General features: G+C 65.1%; 9 protein-coding genes and 3 rRNA genes. 5 read left to right on the plus strand and 7 right to left on the minus strand.

Translation table 11 applies throughout. From position 1 onward, the window contains the following. The first annotated feature begins 87 nt into the window (after positions 1–87). The 5 genes from ACZ5Z0_RS05415 (at position 88) to ACZ5Z0_RS05435 (ending at position 8,815) form a co-directional block, all read left to right on the plus strand. A complete protein-coding gene (locus ACZ5Z0_RS05415) occupies positions 88–1,251 on the plus strand; it encodes a glycosyltransferase family 4 protein (protein ID WP_464110212.1) in 1,164 nt (387 codons plus the stop codon). Next, positions 1,248–2,642, plus strand: coding sequence for a UDP-glucose dehydrogenase family protein (locus ACZ5Z0_RS05420; protein WP_464110213.1), 1,395 nt, complete (start codon positions 1,248–1,250; stop codon positions 2,640–2,642). Before ACZ5Z0_RS05415 ends, ACZ5Z0_RS05420 begins: the two co-directional genes overlap by 4 nt. A 152-nt stretch (positions 2,643–2,794) precedes the next feature. After that, positions 2,795–4,534 (plus strand): putative bifunctional diguanylate cyclase/phosphodiesterase, encoded by a 1,740-nt coding sequence (locus tag ACZ5Z0_RS05425; protein WP_464110730.1) that lies wholly within the window; start codon positions 2,795–2,797, stop codon positions 4,532–4,534. A gap of 35 nt (positions 4,535–4,569) precedes the next feature. After that, on the plus strand, positions 4,570–6,729 hold the full coding sequence (locus ACZ5Z0_RS05430) for a putative bifunctional diguanylate cyclase/phosphodiesterase (RefSeq protein ID WP_464110214.1): 2,160 nt from the start codon (positions 4,570–4,572) through the stop codon (positions 6,727–6,729). Positions 6,730–6,952: 223 nt separating this feature from the next. Further along, complete coding sequence (locus ACZ5Z0_RS05435) at positions 6,953–8,815, plus strand: putative bifunctional diguanylate cyclase/phosphodiesterase (protein WP_464110215.1); 1,863 nt, start codon at positions 6,953–6,955, stop codon at positions 8,813–8,815. Positions 8,816–8,987: 172 nt separating this feature from the next. On the opposite strand, the gene ACZ5Z0_RS05440 is transcribed toward ACZ5Z0_RS05435, so the two are convergent. The 7 genes from ACZ5Z0_RS05440 to ACZ5Z0_RS05470 form a co-directional block, all read right to left on the minus strand. Beyond that, positions 8,988–9,836, minus strand: coding sequence for an SDR family NAD(P)-dependent oxidoreductase (locus tag ACZ5Z0_RS05440; RefSeq protein WP_464110216.1), 849 nt, complete (start codon positions 9,834–9,836; stop codon positions 8,988–8,990). Between the two features lie 155 nt (positions 9,837–9,991). Further along, positions 9,992–10,108: ribosomal RNA gene (gene rrf, locus ACZ5Z0_RS05445) — 5S ribosomal RNA — on the minus strand. 209 nt (positions 10,109–10,317) lie between these two features. Then, positions 10,318–13,441: ribosomal RNA gene (locus tag ACZ5Z0_RS05450) — 23S ribosomal RNA — on the minus strand. Between the two features lie 483 nt (positions 13,442–13,924). Then, a 16S ribosomal RNA gene (locus ACZ5Z0_RS05455) occupies positions 13,925–15,449 on the minus strand. The 16S, 23S and 5S rRNA genes sit together here, the layout of an rRNA operon. Before the next feature lie 598 nt (positions 15,450–16,047). Further along, positions 16,048–17,322: a plasmid pRiA4b ORF-3 family protein gene (locus ACZ5Z0_RS05460; RefSeq protein ID WP_464110217.1), complete on the minus strand. Its 1,275-nt coding sequence runs from the start codon at positions 17,320–17,322 to the stop codon at positions 16,048–16,050. Between the two features lie 142 nt (positions 17,323–17,464). Then, positions 17,465–19,093, minus strand: coding sequence for an alkaline phosphatase D family protein (locus ACZ5Z0_RS05465; protein WP_464110218.1), 1,629 nt, complete (start codon positions 19,091–19,093; stop codon positions 17,465–17,467). Between the two features lie 80 nt (positions 19,094–19,173). Then, on the minus strand, positions 19,174–19,638 hold the full coding sequence (locus ACZ5Z0_RS05470) for a hypothetical protein (protein ID WP_464110219.1): 465 nt from the start codon (positions 19,636–19,638) through the stop codon (positions 19,174–19,176). Positions 19,639–19,809 lie beyond the last annotated feature (171 nt).

The raw sequence follows: 19,809 nt of genomic DNA on the forward strand, positions 1-19,809 counted from the left end.
AGCCCGTGGCCGCCTGTTAACCCACTCTTCCCCCACAGGCCACACCGGTGACCCCGCGCCGACAGCCGCCGCGGCCACGGTGGAGGCGTGAGGATCGCACTAGTCGCCGAATCATTCCTGCCCCAGATGAACGGGGTCACGCACTCCATCCTGAGGGTCCTGGAGCATCTGCAGGACCGCGGGGACGAGGTGCTGGTGATCGCGCCGTCGACGCAGGACACCGCCGTCCCCGGCGAAGTTCACGGCGCGCAGGTCCACCGGCTGCCCTCCGTGCCCCTGGCCGGCTACACGAACGTACGGGTGGCGTTGGGCGGTGTGGCCCGGGTCAAGCGAATCCTTGCCGACTACGCCCCCGACGTCGTCCACCTCGCCTCACCGTTCGTGCTCGGCTGGCGGGCAGTCCAGGCCGCACACCAACTCGGCATCCCCAGCGTCGCCATCTACCAGACCGAGGTCCCCGGCTACGCGGCCCGGTACGGCGTCCCGTTCCTGGAGAACTGGGCCTGGAACCGGGTGGAACAGATCCACCTGCTCGCCTCGCGCACCCTGGTCCCGTCCACGTTCGCGCTGAACCAGTTCCTGGGCCGCGGCATTCCACGTGTTCAGATGTGGCGGCGCGGGGTGGACACCACCCGCTTCAGCCCGGAAAAGCGCGACGGCGCGTGGCGGGCCGCCGTCGCCCCCGGCGGCGAGCGCATCATCGGCTACGTTGGCCGCCTCGCGGTGGAAAAACAGGTTCAGGACCTGGCGGTGCTCGCCGGCGTGCCCGGCACCAAGCTGGTGATCGTCGGCGACGGTCCGCAGCGCGACGCCCTTGAGGCCGCACTCCCGCAGGCCGTGTTCACCGGCTTCCTCGGCGGCGAGGAACTGGCCCGCGCGGTCGCCTCCTTTGACCTCTTTGTCCACCCCGGCGAGTTCGAGACCTTCTGCCAGACCATCCAGGAGGCCATGGCATCCGGTGTCCCGGTGGTCGCCACCGGCCGCGGCGGCCCGCTGGACCTCGTGGAGAATTCACGGACCGGCTGGCTCTACCCGCCCGGCGACCTCGCCGCGCTGCGAGCCCGTGTCACGGACCTGACCGGCGACGACGCCAAGCGCCGCGCCTTCGCCGCCGCCGCCCACGCCTCGGTCCAGGGCCGGACCTGGCACGCACTCGGCGAGGAACTGGTGCTGCACTACCAGGCGGTCCAGGCCAGCCCCACCACACCCGGCCCAACCAGCACGAGCCCAACCAGAGGAGCAACCCTGTGAAGATTTCTGTGATCGGCTGCGGCTACCTCGGCGCCGTACACGCGGCCACCCTGGCCTCGATGGGGCACTCGGTCGTGGGGATCGACGTCGACGCCGCCAAGGTGGCCCAGCTGGACCGCGGCGCCGCACCCTTCTACGAACCCGGCCTGGACGAGCTGCTGCGCGACGGCCGCGCCAAGGGCCGGCTCGCCTTCTCCACCAACTTCGCCGACGCCGCCGGCGCCGAGCTGCACTTCCTCTGCGTCGGCACGCCGCAGTCCAAGACCTCCGACGGCGCCGACCTCAGCTACCTGGTCGCCGCCACCGAGGCGCTGCTGCCCTTCCTGGCGCCGGGCGCCGCCGTCGTGGGCAAGTCCACGGTCCCGGTGGGAACGGTGGACATGCTCCACGGTGTGCTCGCCGGTCGACCCGATGTGCTCCTTGGCTGGAACCCCGAGTTCCTGCGCCAGGGGACGGCCGTCAAGGATTCCCTGGTGCCGGACCGGCTGGTGTACGGCGTACCCGGCGGCGCCGATTCAGCCCTGCATCCCGACAGCGCCGGCGCGGCCGTCACGGCGGCCCTGGACACGGTGTACGCACCCCTGCTCTGCGCCGGCATCCCCCGGATCATCTGCAACTTCGCGACGGCGGAACTGATCAAGTCGGCGTCGAACGCCTACCTGGCCACCAAACTGAGCTTCATCAACGCCATGGCCGAACTCTGCGAGGCCTCCGGCGCGGACGTGACGGAGCTGGGCGAAGCGATGGGCCTGGATCCGCGGATCGGCGGCCGCTACCTGCACGCCGGCCTCGGCTTCGGCGGCGGCTGCCTTCCCAAGGACATCCGCTCACTCCGGGTGCAGGCCGCCGCGCTGGGCGTGGACTCGGTGGACGCCTGGATGGCCACAGTCGACGGCATCAACCAGGGCCAGCGCTCCCGCACGGTGGAAGCCGCCCGGGAGCTGTGCGGCGGCCAGCTGGGCGGCCGGAGGGTGACCGTGCTGGGAGCGGCGTTCAAACCGGACACCGATGACATCCGCGACTCCCCTGCCCTGGACGTGGCGCAGCAACTGGCGGACGCCGGTGCGCACGTCACCGTCACGGACCCGGCCGCGATCAACAACGCGTGGTTGCGCTACCCGCAGCTGCGCTTCGAGGCCTCCACCGAGCAGGCGCTCGACGGTGCCGAGCTGGTGCTGCTGCTGACCGAATGGGAGGCCTACCGGGGCCTCTCGCCTGCGGCCGCCGGGGACCTGGTCCGGCGTCGGACGGTGCTGGACGCCCGGAACGCACTCGACGCCGCAGCCTGGGCGGCTGCGGGGTGGACCGTGCGCGGGCTGGGCAGGGCAGCCCAGGCCCCGGCCGCAAGCCGGGCCGCCGCTGCACCCGGCAGGCCCGCCTCCGCTGGCTGAATCCCGCGCCGTGGCGCCCGGGCCGCGCTGCGCCCCCTATGATTTCTGAGGGGAGGATTTAGCATGCAGCATCGTTGGTCTCAGATTCATCCGGTCGTGTCCGGGTGAGCACTTCAGCGCGCACCGAAGAGGACGCCCGGCTCCGCGAAGCCATGTCCCTGCTCTCAGCCACGCTGGAGTCCACCGCGGACGGCATCCTCGTAGTCAGCACGGAGGGCCGGATCTCCTCTGTGAACAATAAGTTCCTTTCCATGTGGGCCATCCCGCGCGAGCTCGTGGACGCCGGCGACGACGATGCGGTGATCGGCTCCGTGATGGGCCAGCTTGTGGATCCCGATGCCTTCGTTGAGAAGGTCACCGCCCTCTACGCGGACCCGGATGCCGAGAGCCACGACGTGCTGCGCTTCCGCGACGGACGCACCTTTGAACGCTATTCGCGCCCGCAAAAGGTTGAAGACCGGGTGGTGGGCCGCGTCTGGAGCTTCCGCGACGTCACCCAGGCCCGGCGCGACCAGGACCAGATCAACCGGGTGATGGCGGATCTCGCGGCGCAGGCCAGCCAGCTGAAGCGCCTCGCATTCCAGGATCCGCTGACCGGGCTTTCCAACCGCCAGCTCTTCAACGACCGGTTGGCGCACGCGCTGGCCGGGCCGTGCGGGACCGCCGTCGACGTCCTCCTGCTGGACCTGGACGACTTCAAGGAAGTCAACGACGTCCACGGCCACCACGCCGGGGACCAGATGCTGATCGAGGTGGGCCGCCGGCTCCGCGCCTGCGTCCGGCCCAGCGACGTTGTAGCACGGCTGGGCGGCGACGAGTTCGTGGTCCTGCTGGTCGGTTCGCTCGACGCCGACGCCGCCGCCGAGCGGATCGTCGAATCCCTGGGGGTGCCGGTCTGGCTGGACGGCACGATGCTGCGGCCCAGCCTCAGCCTGGGCCTGGCCTCCATCGGCGACGGCGCCGACGACGCCTCCGAGCTGCTGCGCCGCGCGGACATCGCCATGTACGCGGCCAAGGCCGCCGGCAAGAACCGCTACCTGCGCTTCCGCCCGGAAATGATGGCGGCCCTGCTCGAACGCACCGACCTCGAAACCGGGCTGCGGGCCGCCGTCGACGGCGGGGAGATCACCGTGCATTACCAGCCGATCGTCTCGGCCCGGCTGGGCACCGTGGTCAAGGTTGAGGCGCTGGCCCGCTGGGAACGCGACGGTGTCCTGGTCCCGCCGCAGCAGTTCATCCCCACCGCCGAACGCAGCGGCCTGATTGTGGAAATCGGCACCGAGGTCCTGCACCGCGGCTGCACCGAGCTCGGGTCCTGGCTTGCCGAGGACCCCACCCGGTCGCTCGCCATCAACGTCTCCGGTGTGCAGCTGCAGCAGGGCAGCTTCCCGGAGCTGCTGTTCGCGACGGCCGGCTCCTGCGGCGTCGATCCGCACCAGCTGGTAGTGGAGGTCACCGAGAGTGTCTTCTTCGACGACGACTGCCTGGTCCAGCGCCAGCTGGTGCAGCTCCGCAGCGCCGGAGTCCGGGTGGCGCTGGACGACTTCGGCACCGGCTACTCCTCGCTGGGCCGGCTCCAGGACCTGCCCGTGGACATGCTCAAGATCGACCAGTCCTTTGTCGCCATGATCCGCACCGGGGACGAGCGCCTGCCCATCCTCAACTCCATGATCGACATGGCCCACGGCCTGGGCCTGACCGTCACCGCAGAGGGTGTCGAGACGCCGGAGCAAGCCGGATACCTGATCAAGCGCGGCTGCGATTCCCTGCAGGGTTTCCTGTTTTCCAAGCCAAGGCCGCAGGGCGAACTCCCCGACGCGCTCTCGGCGTCAGCGCGGACCATCACCGCGCTGCGCGGCGACACTGCCGCCCAAAGGCAGCCGGTGCTGTGATTTGAGTCTCATGGCCCTATGATGCTTGAAGTTTAATGACCACCGCCCTGTCGGTGGAATGGAAAATCAAGCGCCCGGGGGCTGGCATCGACGTGGAACAAGGACTGGCGGAGACCCTGCTTGAGCAGGGCCCCGACGGGTTGCTGCTGCTCAACACCGATGGAACCATCTCCTTCCTCAACCCGGCCGCCGAACGCCTGTTCGGGTACACCTCGGGGCAGCTGGTCGGTCTGGTGCGCACCCGCCTCCTGGTGGAGGATGACCGCGGCGGGTTCCTGCGGGTCCTGAGCCGCCTCGGCCGCGCGGGCACCTACGGCACCAAACCGTTTCCCGCCGTCGGGCTGCACCGCAACGGCACCGAAATCCCGCTGGAACTGACCTGTTCCCTGGTCACGACACGGGCGAAAACCTCGATGGCGGTTGCGGTGCGGGAGACCACCCACCGCGTGGACGACGACGCCGGACGCCGCCACGCCGTGTCGCTCCTCGACGCGACCCTGGAGACGACGGCGGACGGCATCGTCGTGGTGTCCAACACCGGCCAGATCACCGGCGTCAACGAACAATACCTTCGGCTGTGGGGCATGCCGCGCGAGATCCTGGCAGAAGATGACGCCTCCGCACTGGTCAGGTTCATCGCCAAGCAGCTGCTGGACCCAGACTCCTTCAAGGCCAAGGTTGGCGAGCTCTACGCCAACCACGAGCTGCACAGCCAGGACCTGCTGGAGTTCAAGGACGGCCGCACCGTGGAACTGTATTCGCGCCCGCAGAAAGTCGCGGACGAAGTGGTGGGCCGGATCTGGAACTTTCGCGACGTGACCACGCGCATCATGGCGCAGGACCAGGCCCGGCGCGCCCTCGACGAGCTGGCCCAGCAGGCCGACCAGCTCAAGGCCCTGGCCTTCCAGGACCCGCTGACCGGGCTGGCCAACCGCATGCTGTTCAACGAACGCGCCACCGCAGCACTGGAGTCCTCGGGCCCGGTGGCGGTGCTGCTGCTTGACCTGGACGACTTCAAGGAAGTCAACGACATCCTGGGCCACCACGCCGGAGACCAGATGCTGGTCGAAATCTCCCGCCGGTTGCAGAACTGCGTGGGACCGCACGGCACCGTGGCCCGGCTGGGCGGCGACGAGTTCGTGGTCCTGCTGGTGGGCTGCAACGACTCCGACGCGGTGGCGCAGCGGATCGTGGGCACCCTGAATGCCCCGGTCTCCATCGAGGGGACCCTGATGCGCCCCGGGCTGAGCCTGGGCGTGGCGACGCGCGGAACTGAGGTCATGTCCTCCTCCGAGCTGCTGCGGCAGGCGGACGTGGCCATGTACGCCGCCAAGGAAGCCGGCAAGAACTGCTACGTGCACTTCCAGCCGGAGATGCTGGCCACCCTGCTGGAACGCACCCAGCTGACCGCGGGACTGCGCCGCGCCGTCGAACTCGGCCAGATCACCGTCTTCTACCAGCCCGTGGTTTCCACGAACCGGCGCGAGGTGGTGCAGTTCGAGGCCCTGGCCCGCTGGGAACGCGACGGCGAGCTCATGGCCCCGGACACCTTCATCCAGACCGCAGAGCGTAGCGGCCTGATCCGTGACATCGGGGCCGAGGTGCTCCGGCAGAGCTGCACCGAGCTGCAGTCCTGGCTGGCCGAGGACCCCGGACGGACCCTCGCCGTGAACGTCTCCGGCGTGCAGCTGCAGCACAAGGACTTTGCCGAGCGGGTGCTGGACATTGCCGCGTGGAGCCGGGTCGATCCGCACCAACTGGTCATCGAGGTCACGGAAAGCGTGTTCTTCGACGCCGACTCGCACGTGATCCAGCAGCTGATCACCCTGCGTGCTGCCGGGATCCGGGTGGCGCTGGACGACTTCGGCACCGGCTACTCCTCATTGGGACGCTTGCAGGAACTCCCCGTGGACGCGGTGAAGATCGACAAGTCGTTCGTCTCCATGCTGCACACCGGCGAGGAGCGGCTTCCCATCCTGACCTCGATGATCCACATGGCGCACAGCCTGGGCCTGCGGGTGACGGCGGAGGGCATCGAAACGCCCGCCCAGGCCCGGTACCTGATGGAGCACGAGTGCGATGCCCTGCAGGGCTACCTGTTCTCCCGCCCGGTGCCGGAGGCGCACCGGGCGGCGGCCGTGGCCCAGTCCTCCGAGGCGATCGAGACGCTGCAGGAAGCAGCTGTCGCGCTGTAGTCGCGGGCTGTATCTGGCGCTGATTCTGGGGCCGCAGCCCGGCACCAGTCTGGGTGCCCAGACGACACATTCGGACGCTTTTGCAAATACCGTCGGGGCGGCGTGAGAGTGTGCTACCGAACACATATGATTTCAGCAGTCGCGGTCCGCAGCGAACCCCCTAAGGGTGTCGCGCGGCGCGCCACCATTCACAGATCCATCGCTTTTGGGGGCAGTACACATTATGGACGCAGCATTCGCACAGACGGTGCTGGAGCACAGCCCCGACGCCCTCGTTCTGCTTGCCCCGGATGGATCCATCGCTTTCTTGAACAATGCCGCAGAACAGCTGTTCGGCTACTCCCGTGCGCAGTTGCTCGGTGCCGACTACAGCCTGCTGCTGGCCGAGGCCTCCCGGGAGGACTTCCACCAGATGCTCACCGGGCTGGCGGCCGAGAATTCCGGCGTCGCCCGCCGCGGTGCCAGCGCCACACGGCTGCCCTTCGCTGGCGCGGGCCGACGCGGGGATGCCTCCGAGTTCGCCTTGGAAATCACCTGCGCGGCGCTCCCGCCCGCGGCCGGGACCACCGGGGGCGACGCCGCCGTCGCACTCTCCGTCCGCCCCGCCACCGCCGGGCCCTCCGTCACCGGGCCCTCTGTCGCCGCGGCTCAGTCCGCCGCGACTCAGCCCGCAGCCGCGGCAGCCGCCGCCGCCCCCCGCCGTCGGACGTCCCCGCTGGAGGCCGAACTGGTGCCTGGCACCACCGGCGTCCTCCCCCGCCTCACGCCCGCCGAGCAAGACGACCAGCTGAAGGCGGCGGTGCTGCGCGACACGCTGACCGGGCTGCCCAACGGCACGCTGTTCAACGAACGGCTCGCCGCGGCGCTGCGCCGGCCGGATCCGGTGGACGTGCTGCTGCTGAACGTCGACGACTTCAAGAGCTTCAACGACATGCTGGGCCGCTCCGCCGCGGACGAACTGCTGGTCGAAGTGGCCAGCCGGCTGCGCAACTGCGTCCGCCCGCACGACACCGTGGCGCGGCTGGGCGGCGACGAATTCGTGGTGCTGCTGACCGAGTGCCTCAACGCCGGCGCCGTCGCGAAGCGGATTTCCGAGTCGCTGTACGTCCCGGCACGCATCGGAGGCTCCACGGTGCGGCCCGGGGTGAGCATGGGCCTGGCATCCAAGACACCGCAGACCCACGACGGAGCCGAACTGCTGCGGCAGGCGGACTCGGCCATGACGGCGGCCAAGGCGGCGGGAAAGAACACCTGGCTGCAGTTCCGCCCGGAGATGTTGAACACCCCCGCGCACAAGGCCCAGGGCGAGACCGGGCTGCGGCAGGCCGTTGAGCTGGGCCAGATCTCGGTCCACTACCAGCCGGTGGTGTCCCCCGGGCTGGGCGCCGTGGTGCAGTTCGAGGCGTTCGCGCGCTGGGAGCGGCACGGCAAGCTGGTTCCGCCGAACCAGTTCCTGCCCGTGGCCGAGCAGAGCGGGCTGATCCGCGAGATCGGCGACGAGGTCATGCGCCGCGCCTGCGCCGAGATCCGGCCCTGGCTCGCCGGCGATGCGACCTACAGTGTGGCCGTGAACGTCTCCGGCCTGCAGTTCCAGCACCGCGACTTCGCCACCGACGTCCTTGGCATCGTCGCCTCGACCGGGGTGGACCCGCGCCAGCTGATGCTCGAGCTGACCGAGAGTGTGTTTTTCGACGCCGATTCGGACGTGCTCCGCCAGCTCCGGCAACTGCGCGAGGCCGGCGTACGGATCGCGATGGACGACTTCGGCACCGGGTACTCGACGCTGGGCCGGCTCAAGGAACTCCCGCTGGACAAGGTCAAGATCGACCGGTCCTTTGTGGCGATGATCAAGACCGGCAAGGAACACCTGCCCTTCTTCCGCACCATGATCAACGCCGCCCAAAACCTGGGCCTGAAGGTCACGGCCGAGGGCATCGAGACGCCGGCGCAGGCCAAGTACCTGATGGACCTGGGCTGCGACTCGCTGCAGGGCTACCTGTTCGCCAAGCCCGCCCCGGCCAGCGACCTCGCCGGCACGATGGAAAGCGCCCTCACCGCGATCGACAAGGTCGAGGCCGAAGGGTAGGGCCGCCCCGACGGTCCCTCAGCTCCGGCGGCGCGGTGTGGCCGCGGGCTGACGTTCCAGCCCGGTTATTACGCTCCGCGGCACTCCCGCAGCCCGATCCACCGCGAGTGGCGCGGCGTTCGCCCCCTGCCGACGGCAACAACTGGGCTGGAACGTCGCGATCCTGCGCCTGTCAGCCCCGGGGATCGATGGTGTCGAGCTGCTGCGCCACCATGGCCGCGCTACGCTCCCACAGCTCCTTGGCCAGCCAAGCGTCGTACGCCTGCTTGTTAGCCTTCGCCAGGGCCCGCTTGGCGTAATACGCGCCGGAGGCCCACTCCTGGACCGGCGTGGCCGTCGCGAGCCACACCAGGGTGTCTGCGCCCTGCTCCGGGGACAGCATGAACCGGTTGAGGAAGCTGCGGTACATGAAGCGGAAGGGGCTCGTGGTGTCGGCGGCGAAGTTGGTCGCGACCACCCCGGGGTGGAACGCCGCCGTGGAGATGCCGGCAGCGTGGTACCGGTGGTGCAGCTCGGCCGTGAAAAGGATGTTCTCCAGCTTCGCGTTCCCGTAGGCCAGGTTGGCGGAGTATTTGTTTGCGACCTCGAGATCGTCGATGTCCAGCCGGCCATAAAGTGAATTGGCGGCGCTGGCGGTGTTGATGACCGTGGCTTTGCCGGTGGTGAGCACCTCCAGCAGTTCGGTGGTGAGCAGGAACGGGGCCAGGTGGTTGATCTGGAACGTTTTCTCATGGCCGTCCACCGTCAGCTCCCGGGCGCCCATGATCCCGCCTGCGTTGTTCGCCAGGACGTCGATCCGCGGATACTTCTCCTTCAGCTGCGCTGCGAGCCCCCGCACCTGCGCCAGTTCGGCAAAGTCGGCGACGAAATAGTCGGCTCCTAGCTCCGCCGCGATCCGTTCCGTCTTCTCCTTCGAGCGCCCCACGAGGACGACGTTCTCCCCTTGGGCGGCGAGCGTCCGGGCTGCAGACGCCCCAATGCCGTCGCTGGCGCCGGTGATAACGATGGTCCGTGCAGACATGGGATCTCCCGTGGTCGTTGCTTCAATGGGTCAGGCTACTCAAGGGTAATCAACGCTGAACTGCCGCCCGGTGTTCCGTTCGAACCCGGCCTCTCATTGGGGTGTTAAATGGCGCAGGCCCCGACATTGAGTGTCGGGGCCTGGCTGTAATGGTTGTCCGGCGGTGACCTACTCTCCCACACCCTCCCGGGTGCAGTACCATCGGCGCTGTGGGTCTTAGCTTCCGGGTTCGGAATGGGACCGGGCGTTTCCCCCACGCTATGACCGCCGTAACCCTGTGTCCGCACCCTGGGGGCTGTGAAAGCCGTTCCCGGGTGGGAAATCTGGTGGTTACAACATCTGTGGTGTTGTATTCAGTTGTTTTGGTTCCTTAGCAACGGGTTTGTTGTTTGGGAACCACATAGTGGACGCAAGCAGTCTTGTTTCTTTGTACCCGCCCCTGGTGCGAACTCCTTTTGAATAAGGTTCGCGGGGTGGGTGTGTGGTGTAAGTTATCGGCCTATTAGTACCGGTCAGCTTCACGAGTCGTTAGTCCTCGCTTCCACATCCGGCCTATCAACCCAGTGGTCTGGCTGGGGGCCTCTCACACACAAGGTGTATGGAAATCTCATCTCGAAGCGAGCTTCCCGCTTAGATGCTTTCAGCGGTTATCCCATCCGAACGTAGCTAATCAGCGGTGCACTTGGCAGTACAACTGACACACCAGAGGTTCGTCCGTCCCGGTCCTCTCGTACTAAGGACAGCCCTTCTCAAATTTCCTGCGCGCGCAGCGGATAGGGACCGAACTGTCTCACGACGTTCTAAACCCAGCTCGCGTACCGCTTTAATGGGCGAACAGCCCAACCCTTGGGACCTACTCCAGCCCCAGGATGCGACGAGCCGACATCGAGGTGCCAAACCATGCCGTCGATATGGACTCTTGGGCAAGATCAGCCTGTTATCCCCGAGGTACCTTTTATCCGTTGAGCGACGGCCATTCCACAATGTACCGCCGGATCACTAGTCCCGACTTTCGTCCCTGCTCGAGATGTCTCTCTCACAGTCAAGCTCCCTTGTGCACTTACACTCGACACCTGATTGCCAACCAGGCTGAGGGAACCTTTGGGCGCCTCCGTTACTTTTTAGGAGGCAACCGCCCCAGTTAAACTACCCATCAGGCACTGTCCCTGACCCGGATTACGGGCCGAAGTTAGATGTCCAAAGTGACCAGAGTGGTATTTCAACGATGACTCCACCCGAACTGGCGTCCGGGCTTCAACGTCTCCCACCTATCCTACACAAGCCACTCCGAACACCAATACCAAACTATAGTAAAGGTCTCGGGGTCTTTCCGTCCTGCTGCGCGTAACGAGCATCTTTACTCGTACTGCAATTTCGCCGAGTTTATGGTTGAGACAGCGGGGAAGTCGTTACTCCATTCGTGCAGGTCGGAACTTACCCGACAAGGAATTTCGCTACCTTAGGATGGTTATAGTTACCACCGCCGTTTACTGGGGCTTAAATTCTCAGCTTCGCCTTGCGGCTAACCGGTCCTCTTAACCTTCCAGCACCGGGCAGGAGTCAGTCCGTATACATCGTCTTGCGACTTCGCACGGACCTGTGTTTTTAGTAAACAGTCGCTTCCCCCTGGTCTCTGCGGCCCCTGCACGCTCCGGACAGCTAGTGTCCATCACGATAGGGGCCCCCCTTCTCCCGAAGTTACGGGGGCATTTTGCCGAGTTCCTTAACCATAATTCTCTCGATCGCCTTAGTATTCTCTACCTGATCACCTGTGTCGGTTTGGGGTACGGGCGGCTAAAACCTCGCGTCGATGCTTTTCTAGGCAGCATAGGATCACCGAATCCCCCCATACGGGGGTCCCGTCGGGTCTCAGGCATCATGAACGGCGGATTTGCCTACCGTTCGCCCTACATCCTTAGACCGGGACAACCATCGCCCGGCTCGGCTACCTTCCTGCGTCACACCTGTTAATACGCTTGCCTCCCAGGATCAGGTCCCGCGCTCCACCAAAACCCTTCACCCACAAGGGGTGTCGGGCAGGTCTCGGGCGGTTAGTATCCCCTGTTCAGCATGGGCGGTTTTTCGCCGGTACGGGAATATCAACCCGTTGTCCATCGACTACGCCTGTCGGCCTCGCCTTAGGTCCCGACTTACCCAGGGCAGATTAGCTTGACCCTGGAACCCTTGATCATTCGGCGGACGGGTTTCTCACCCGTCTTTCGCTACTCATGCCTGCATTCTCACTCGTGTAGGCTCCACCGCTGGTTTCCACCGCGACTTCACTGCCCACACGACGCTCCCCTACCCATCCAGACGCCTGAACCACAAGGGCTTAGCTAATATCTGAATGCCACAACTTCGGCGGTGTACTTGAGCCCCGCTACATTGTCGGCGCGGAATCACTTGACCAGTGAGCTATTACGCACTCTTTTAAGGATGGCTGCTTCTAAGCCAACCTCCTGGTTGTCTTCGCAACTCCACATCCTTTCCCACTTAGCACACGCTTAGGGGCCTTAGTTGGTGGTCTGGGCTGTTTCCCTCTCGACTATGAAGCTTATCCCCCACAGTCTCACTGCTGCGCTCTCACTTACCGGCATTCGGAGTTTGGCTGACGTCAGTAACCTTGTAGGGCCCATTAGCCATCCAGTAGCTCTACCTCCGGTAAGAAACACGCAACGCTGCACCTAAATGCATTTCGGGGAGAACCAGCTATCACGAAGTTTGATTGGCCTTTCACCCCTACCCACAGCTCATCCCCTCCATTTTCAACTGAAGTGGGTTCGGTCCTCCACGACGTCTTACCGTCGCTTCAACCTGGCCATGGGTAGATCACTTCGCTTCGGGTCTAGATCACGCCACTGCAACGCCCTGTTCAGACTCGCTTTCGCTACGGCTTCCCCACACGGGTTAACCTCGCGACGTAACACTAACTCGCAGGCTCATTCTTCAAAAGGCACGCCGTCACAACTACAAGGCTGCTCCGACGGATTGTAAGCACACGGTTTCAGGTACTGTTTCACTCCCCTCCCGGGGTACTTTTCACCTTTCCCTCACGGTACTGGTCCGCTATCGGTCATTAGGGAGTATTTAGGCTTATCAGGTGGTCCTGACAGATTCGCACGGGATTTCTCGGGCCCCGTGCTACTTGGGATACTTCCCAGGCGGCACACTACATTTCGGTTACGGGGCTCACACCCTCTCTGGCCGGCCTTTCAAGACCGTTCACCTATGCACATGCTCTCACCCCACTGTCCCGGCAGAGACAGAACGGAAAGTCCCACAACCCCGACCATGCAACGCCCGCCGGCTATCACACATGGAACGGTTTAGCCTGATCCGCGTTCGCTCGCCACTACTGACGGAATCACTATTGTTTTCTCTTCCTGCGGGTACTGAGATGTTTCACTTCCCCGCGTTCCCTCCACGCACCCTATGTGTTCAGATGCGGGTCACCAGATCACTCGCGCGTCTGGCGGGGTTTCCCCATTCGGACACCCTGGGATCACAGTCCGGTTATCGACTCCCCCAGGCTTATCGCAGATTCCTACGTCCTTCTTCGGCTCCTAATGCCAAGGCATCCACCGTGTGCTCTTAAAAACTTGACCACAAAAGATCAAGGAGTAATTTCGAGAGAACCACAGAAACCACCCCCACACCCAAAGGCGCAAGGACAGATCCAGGTTCATATTCTTGGAAATTGCTTCTTATAAAAGATGCTCGCGTCCACTATGTAGTTCTCAAACAACAACCCCGTACCACACACCCCACACACATCACATGCGCGCTCGGTGCAGCCGGGAAACCAGAAACACAAGCCCCGGAAAGGAAAACCCTCCCGGTCCTGTTGTCTCAGGACCCAACAGTGTGCCAAACACTACCCAACGGTTCATTCCGGCGAGCGTTCCAGGACAGGGACCCCGAAAGGACCCATCCGTACTTGCTGCCGGCCTGTGCCGCCAGGCACCTATTCGTTGATATTCCACCCGTGAGCACCCGCCGCAGAACTTACGTCTGCGCAACGGGCGTACTCCTGACAACACCACCACACAGGCATAACGCCCGGCACGGTGATTGTAGGTGCTCCTTAGAAAGGAGGTGATCCAGCCGCACCTTCCGGTACGGCTACCTTGTTACGACTTAGTCCCAATCGCCAGTCCCACCTTCGACAGCTCCCTCCCACAAGGGGTTAGGCCACCGGCTTCGGGTGTTACCAACTTTCGTGACTTGACGGGCGGTGTGTACAAGGCCCGGGAACGTATTCACCGCAGCGTTGCTGATCTGCGATTACTAGCGACTCCGACTTCATGGGGTCGAGTTGCAGACCCCAATCCGAACTGAGACCGGCTTTTTGGGATTAGCTCCACCTCACAGTATCGCAACCCTTTGTACCGGCCATTGTAGCATGCGTGAAGCCCAAGACATAAGGGGCATGATGATTTGACGTCGTCCCCACCTTCCTCCGAGTTGACCCCGGCAGTCTCCCATGAGTCCCCGCCATTACGCGCTGGCAACATGGAACGAGGGTTGCGCTCGTTGCGGGACTTAACCCAACATCTCACGACACGAGCTGACGACAACCATGCACCACCTGTGAACCGGCCCCAAAGGGGAAGGACTGTTTCCAGCCCGGTCCGGCCCATGTCAAGCCTTGGTAAGGTTCTTCGCGTTGCATCGAATTAATCCGCATGCTCCGCCGCTTGTGCGGGCCCCCGTCAATTCCTTTGAGTTTTAGCCTTGCGGCCGTACTCCCCAGGCGGGGCACTTAATGCGTTAGCTACGGCGCGGAAAACGTGGAATGTCCCCCACACCTAGTGCCCAACGTTTACGGCATGGACTACCAGGGTATCTAATCCTGTTCGCTCCCCATGCTTTCGCTCCTCAGCGTCAGTTAATGCCCAGAGACCTGCCTTCGCCATCGGTGTTCCTCCTGATATCTGCGCATTTCACCGCTACACCAGGAATTCCAGTCTCCCCTACATCACTCTAGTCTGCCCGTACCCACCGCAGATCCGGAGTTGAGCCCCGGACTTTCACGGCAGACGCGACAAACCGCCTACGAGCTCTTTACGCCCAATAATTCCGGATAACGCTTGCGCCCTACGTATTACCGCGGCTGCTGGCACGTAGTTAGCCGGCGCTTCTTCTGCAGGTACCGTCACTTTCGCTTCTTCCCTACTGAAAGAGGTTTACAACCCGAAGGCCGTCATCCCTCACGCGGCGTCGCTGCATCAGGCTTGCGCCCATTGTGCAATATTCCCCACTGCTGCCTCCCGTAGGAGTCTGGGCCGTGTCTCAGTCCCAGTGTGGCCGGTCACCCTCTCAGGCCGGCTACCCGTCGTCGCCTTGGTGAGCCATTACCTCACCAACAAGCTGATAGGCCGCGAGTCCATCCAAAACCACAAAAAAGCTTTCCACCCCCCACCATGCGATGAGGAGTCATATCCGGTATTAGACCCAGTTTCCCAGGCTTATCCCAGAGTTAAGGGCAGGTTACTCACGTGTTACTCACCCGTTCGCCACTAATCCCCCAGCAAGCTGGGATCATCGTTCGACTTGCATGTGTTAAGCACGCCGCCAGCGTTCATCCTGAGCCAGGATCAAACTCTCCGTTGAAGTAAAACAGACACACCATGCGCCCCCGGGAAAACGGGATACACACAATGCACAAAATTTGAAACCAGCTAAAAACACCGGACCCATCCACGGGGTGGCGGATCCGGCACAATCAACCAATTCAATACAAAAAATTGGTATCAACAAACTTGGCACACTATTGAGTTCTCAAACAACAGACACACCCGGCACCACCACAACCACAAAACCAGTCGAGGATCGCTCCGGAGCAACTTTTCAAACTTACCCGCTCACACGGTCCTTAGCAAATCAACGTTTCCGCGATTACCAGTCCCACACAGCAGGCCCCCGACCGAAATCAGCACGCAAATTTGCGAACCATTTTCCAGGCCGTTTAGAAGGGGGTCGGTCGCTATCTTTCCGCATCAGCGGCGGCGACTCGAACTACTTTACACACCAAACCGACCCCAAACAAAATCGACCCCCAGGGGTGCCTCATGGCGTCATATTCGCCGGAATTCCGCGGGTTCGGGGCGCCGCAACAGCCCGCAACCAGCGAGGCGGCCGACGTCGGACCTCTGTGGAGTGGGTCACACCGGGCAGCGCCGGTGGAAGCGGCGCCCGCCCCCGCGGCTTACTACCTGTCCCCCAGCGTTGCCTGCACCTGGAGCAGGAACTTGAGACCGCCGTCGGACAGTTCCCGCTCCTGCAACCGGAAGTGCGCTCCCGGAATCGTGAGCTGGAGGCTGCCCAGTGACTGCCGCACCGTCCGGTCGATGTCGCGAATCCACTCGGCCGGGATCGGGTCACCGGAACGCGTCACAAAGCCGGAGGCCTCGAGCGCCCTGATGATGACCTCGTCGCGGATGGAATAGGAGGGCTCGAATCCTTGGACGGACCAGTGCGCCGCCAGCCGGGTCATGAGTTTCACTGCGTCGTGCTGCGGGGCGCCGACGGTCTGCACCAGGTAGTCCCACAGCTTGTCCGGATTGGCCAGGCCGAGCTTGCCCATCGAGCCGAGCACCAGTCTGCCGTTGCGTTTGCGGAGCAGTTGCCACGTGAGCAGCTGCAGACGGAGGTCGAGCACCTCGGGCGTGTGCGACTCCCGGTTGCCCTTGCCAAGAGTCTCGTCCACCCAGCCGAGCTCTTCCAGCGTGCGGCGGACCATGGCCGGTTTCAGGTAGCCGTCCTTCGTCAGTTCCAGCCCCTCCCCCGCGGCATTTTCCAGGAGCCACAGGACCGGGCGGAGCACGGCGTCCCGCTCCGCCGGGGTAACCGGCCGCGGCCAGAGCTGCAGGCTGAGACGGCGGAGGCTCCGGTTGACGGCGTCGAGGTCAAATGCGGTGACGTCGAACCTGGACGTCCACTCGCCGGTGACCTCGTAGAACCACACGGCCGCGTCGTGGTGCTCCGGGTGCTTCTCATTCGCGAGCACCTCGGCCAGGTGCCGGTACCCGCCCGGGCCGCCGGAGTCCTCCACCGGCCCGCGGTTGGCACCCGCCACGCACCTGATGGTGCCCTCGGGGAGCAATGCGGGCCCCACCAGTTCCACCGTGTGAATCCAGGAATCGCCGAAGTCGTATTCGTACTCGAACAACTCGGGCGACGGGCCCGCTGCATCCAGCAGTTCGAACAGGACGACGCCGGACGCCGGCTCCGCGCCGACGTCCTCCGCCGTCTCGTCAGGGCCGAGAATGATGCGGCCTTCGCCGTGACGGTCGACGCAACGGATGCCGTACAGATGCTGGTCGTGCCAGCCGAAGGCCCGCTGGATGGCCTCATGGAACTGCGGGACGGTGATGGTTTCCGGGACGAGGAGGCGCCGCCAGATCTCCGGCTCCGTGCCCTGGATGCTGATTCGGAAGTCGACGGCGGGGACGGGGTTCGGGAGGCTCGGGTCCATCGGCTGCATGCGGGCCATTGTGCCAGAGGCATGGCGGGGCGGGACCTGCCCGAACCAGGCCGCGAACCCGGCACCGAAGCCGTGAGGTGTTCCGCCCCGGTCTCCGGCCCCAATGCTTCGGCCGCAGCGCTCCCGCCCCACCCAGCTGCGCCTACCGCTGCGGCTGCAGCGCCTTGCTCCAAAGCACGGCGCCGTTGGCGTCGCGCAGGCTGACGGTGAAGACGTCGTCGGCGCCCAGGTCCACGTGGCCGAAGTACTGGCTCTTGCCGCTGCGCGGGGATTCGTTGGCGTAGGCGCCGGCCTTGAAGAACGCCACCTCCGGCCCGAACGTCCCGTCCAGGGCGTTCGGGCCGAAGCTGCCGGCGTTGATGGGCCCGGCAACGAATTCCCAGAACGGGTCGAAGTCGGCGAACCCGGCGCGCTCCGGGGAGTAGTGGTGCGCGGCGCAGTAGTGCACGTCGGCGGTCAGCCAGACCACGTTCTTAACCCGGTTGCGCTTGAACGCGGAGAGCACCCCGGCGATCTCGAGTTCCTTGCCCAAGGGGGCGCCGGCGTCGCGGTTGGAGAGCGACTCCTCGTTCACGGGTCCGTCCGGGACCACCAGCCCCAGCGGCAGGTCGTTGGCAATCACCTTCCATGTGGCCTTGGACTTGCTCACCTCGCGGATCAGCCAGTCGGCCTGCTCCTGGCCCAGGATGTGGGTCAGGTGCGTTTCCTTGCCGTCGGTATTGGGGTCCTTGAAGCTGCGCATGTCCAGGCAGAAGATGTCCAGCTGCGGGCCGCGGCTGATCTTCCGGTAGATCCGGGCGGGCTCGAAGCCGGTGCCGCCGGCGCTGACGCCCGCGATGGGCTGGTACTCCTGCCAGGCCTGCCGGCCGCGGGCGGCGAGCACATCCACGCGGCGTTCGGTGTAGCGGCTGTCGGTGAGGATCTGGCCGGGGTACCAGTTGTTGTGCGTCTCGTGGTCGTCCCACTGCGCGATCACCGGAACCTGCGCGTACAGTGCACGGACGTTCTTGTCCATCATGTTGTAGCGGTGCCGGCCGCGGAATTCGTTGAGGGTTTCGGCCACCTTGGAGACTTCCTCGGTGACGAGGTTGCGCCAGAGGCGGCCGTCCGGCTCGGTCACCTGGGCGCTGATGGGTCCGTCGGCGTAGATCGTGTCGCCGGAGTGGATGAAGAAGTCGGGCGCCGTGGCGTGCATGGCCGCGTAGCCGCGCATGCCGCCGATCTCCTCGTTGATGCCCCAGCCCTGGCCGGCGGTGTCACCGCTCCAGACGAAGCTTTGGCCGCCGGCGTCGCGGCCGTGGCTGAGCTCCCCCGTTTTCGGTGCGGTGCTGAAGGAGCCCTGCGCGGTCTCGCCGGCGTTGCCGTCGGCGTCCTCGAAGTGCAGGCTCAGCGCGAAGCGGGTGCCGGCGGGCAGGTGCTCGGCGTTGATCTTGGCGGTGAAGTCGGTCGCCTCGGACGCGGCACTTCCGCGCAGCACGCGCTGGAAGGCGCGGCCGCCTCGGAGCGGTGACCCGTCGTCGTCGACGGCCAGCAGGTTCGCCACGAGGGTGCCCGGGCCCGACGCGCGGGACCACAGCACGCCGGAGCCGGTGGTGACATCGCCGGTGGCAATGCCCGACGGCAAGGTCAGGCGGTTGCGGACCAGGGCGACGCCGGCGGGCCGTGCGGCGCTGGCCGCACCGGCCGTTGCGGGGACGACGGCGGCGGCACCGGCGGCGGCCAGGGCACCTTTGAGGACATTGCGTCGGGTGAAATCAGTCATGGTTTTCATCCTTGACTGCCCGCGTAAACCTCCGGTGGCGGGGGCGTGAACAGCGCCGGGCCAGTGGATTGAGTCCGGCAAGATGCTTTTCAGCGGGAGGCGGCGTCGACAAAGGGGACTTGGCCGGCGTACTGCTGGTAGAGCTTGACCGCCTCGTCGACGTCGATGTTCCCGATGTCGAGGGAGACGGCGAGGCCCTCCAACTGGGCGTTGGACGTTTCTGCGGCGCTGACCCGGTCCGCGACGGCGCGGGAGGTTGCGAAGTTGGTGGCGAGGGCCGCGGCGACAGAGAGGATCACGGCGAGCAGGCACAGCACCCGCCAGACGATCGAGTCCTCGCTGAGCGAGAAGACGCCGGCAACGGCGTTGGTGAACCCGGTGCCTCCCACCGCGGGGCCGGCGGTGAGCGCGGCGGCCAGGCCGCTGCCGACGATGCTGATGTTGGAGAGCCGGTTCCGGCGGGGTCGTTCGCGGGCCAGGTAAGCGCGGATGGCTTGCTGCTTTTCGTCGATCCGGGCGGACAGCCGTTGCCGGGCGTCTGGTGTTTCGCTCATGGTGTCTGCCAGCTTCCCTCGCCGATCCCTGGGGCTCCGCGTGGTGGCGAACGCGGACAGCAACAGGATGCGCCCGGCCGGGGTTGGTGTCCAGAGGGCTGGCCCAGCACACCCGGGTTAAACAAAAGCAGGGCCCGTCCGAAGACGGGCCCTGCTAGAAACCTAACGGTC

Source organism: Arthrobacter sp. T2-23 (assembly GCF_055398325.1).

Excerpts from the sequence above, each read along its gene's own strand:
- ACZ5Z0_RS05425 (WP_464110730.1), top strand. The coding sequence starts at position 2,795 with ATGTCCCTGCTCTCAGCCACGCTGGAGTCCACCGCGGACGGCATCCTC.
- ACZ5Z0_RS05430 (WP_464110214.1), top strand. The coding sequence starts at position 4,570 with ATGACCACCGCCCTGTCGGTGGAATGGAAAATCAAGCGCCCGGGGGCT.
- ACZ5Z0_RS05435 (WP_464110215.1), top strand. The coding sequence starts at position 6,953 with ATGGACGCAGCATTCGCACAGACGGTGCTGGAGCACAGCCCCGACGCC.
- ACZ5Z0_RS05440 (WP_464110216.1), bottom strand. The coding sequence starts at position 9,836 with ATGTCTGCACGGACCATCGTTATCACCGGCGCCAGCGACGGCATTGGG.
- ACZ5Z0_RS05460 (WP_464110217.1), bottom strand. The coding sequence starts at position 17,322 with ATGCAGCCGATGGACCCGAGCCTCCCGAACCCCGTCCCCGCCGTCGAC.
- ACZ5Z0_RS05465 (WP_464110218.1), bottom strand. The coding sequence starts at position 19,093 with ATGAAAACCATGACTGATTTCACCCGACGCAATGTCCTCAAAGGTGCC.
- ACZ5Z0_RS05470 (WP_464110219.1), bottom strand. The coding sequence starts at position 19,638 with ATGAGCGAAACACCAGACGCCCGGCAACGGCTGTCCGCCCGGATCGAC.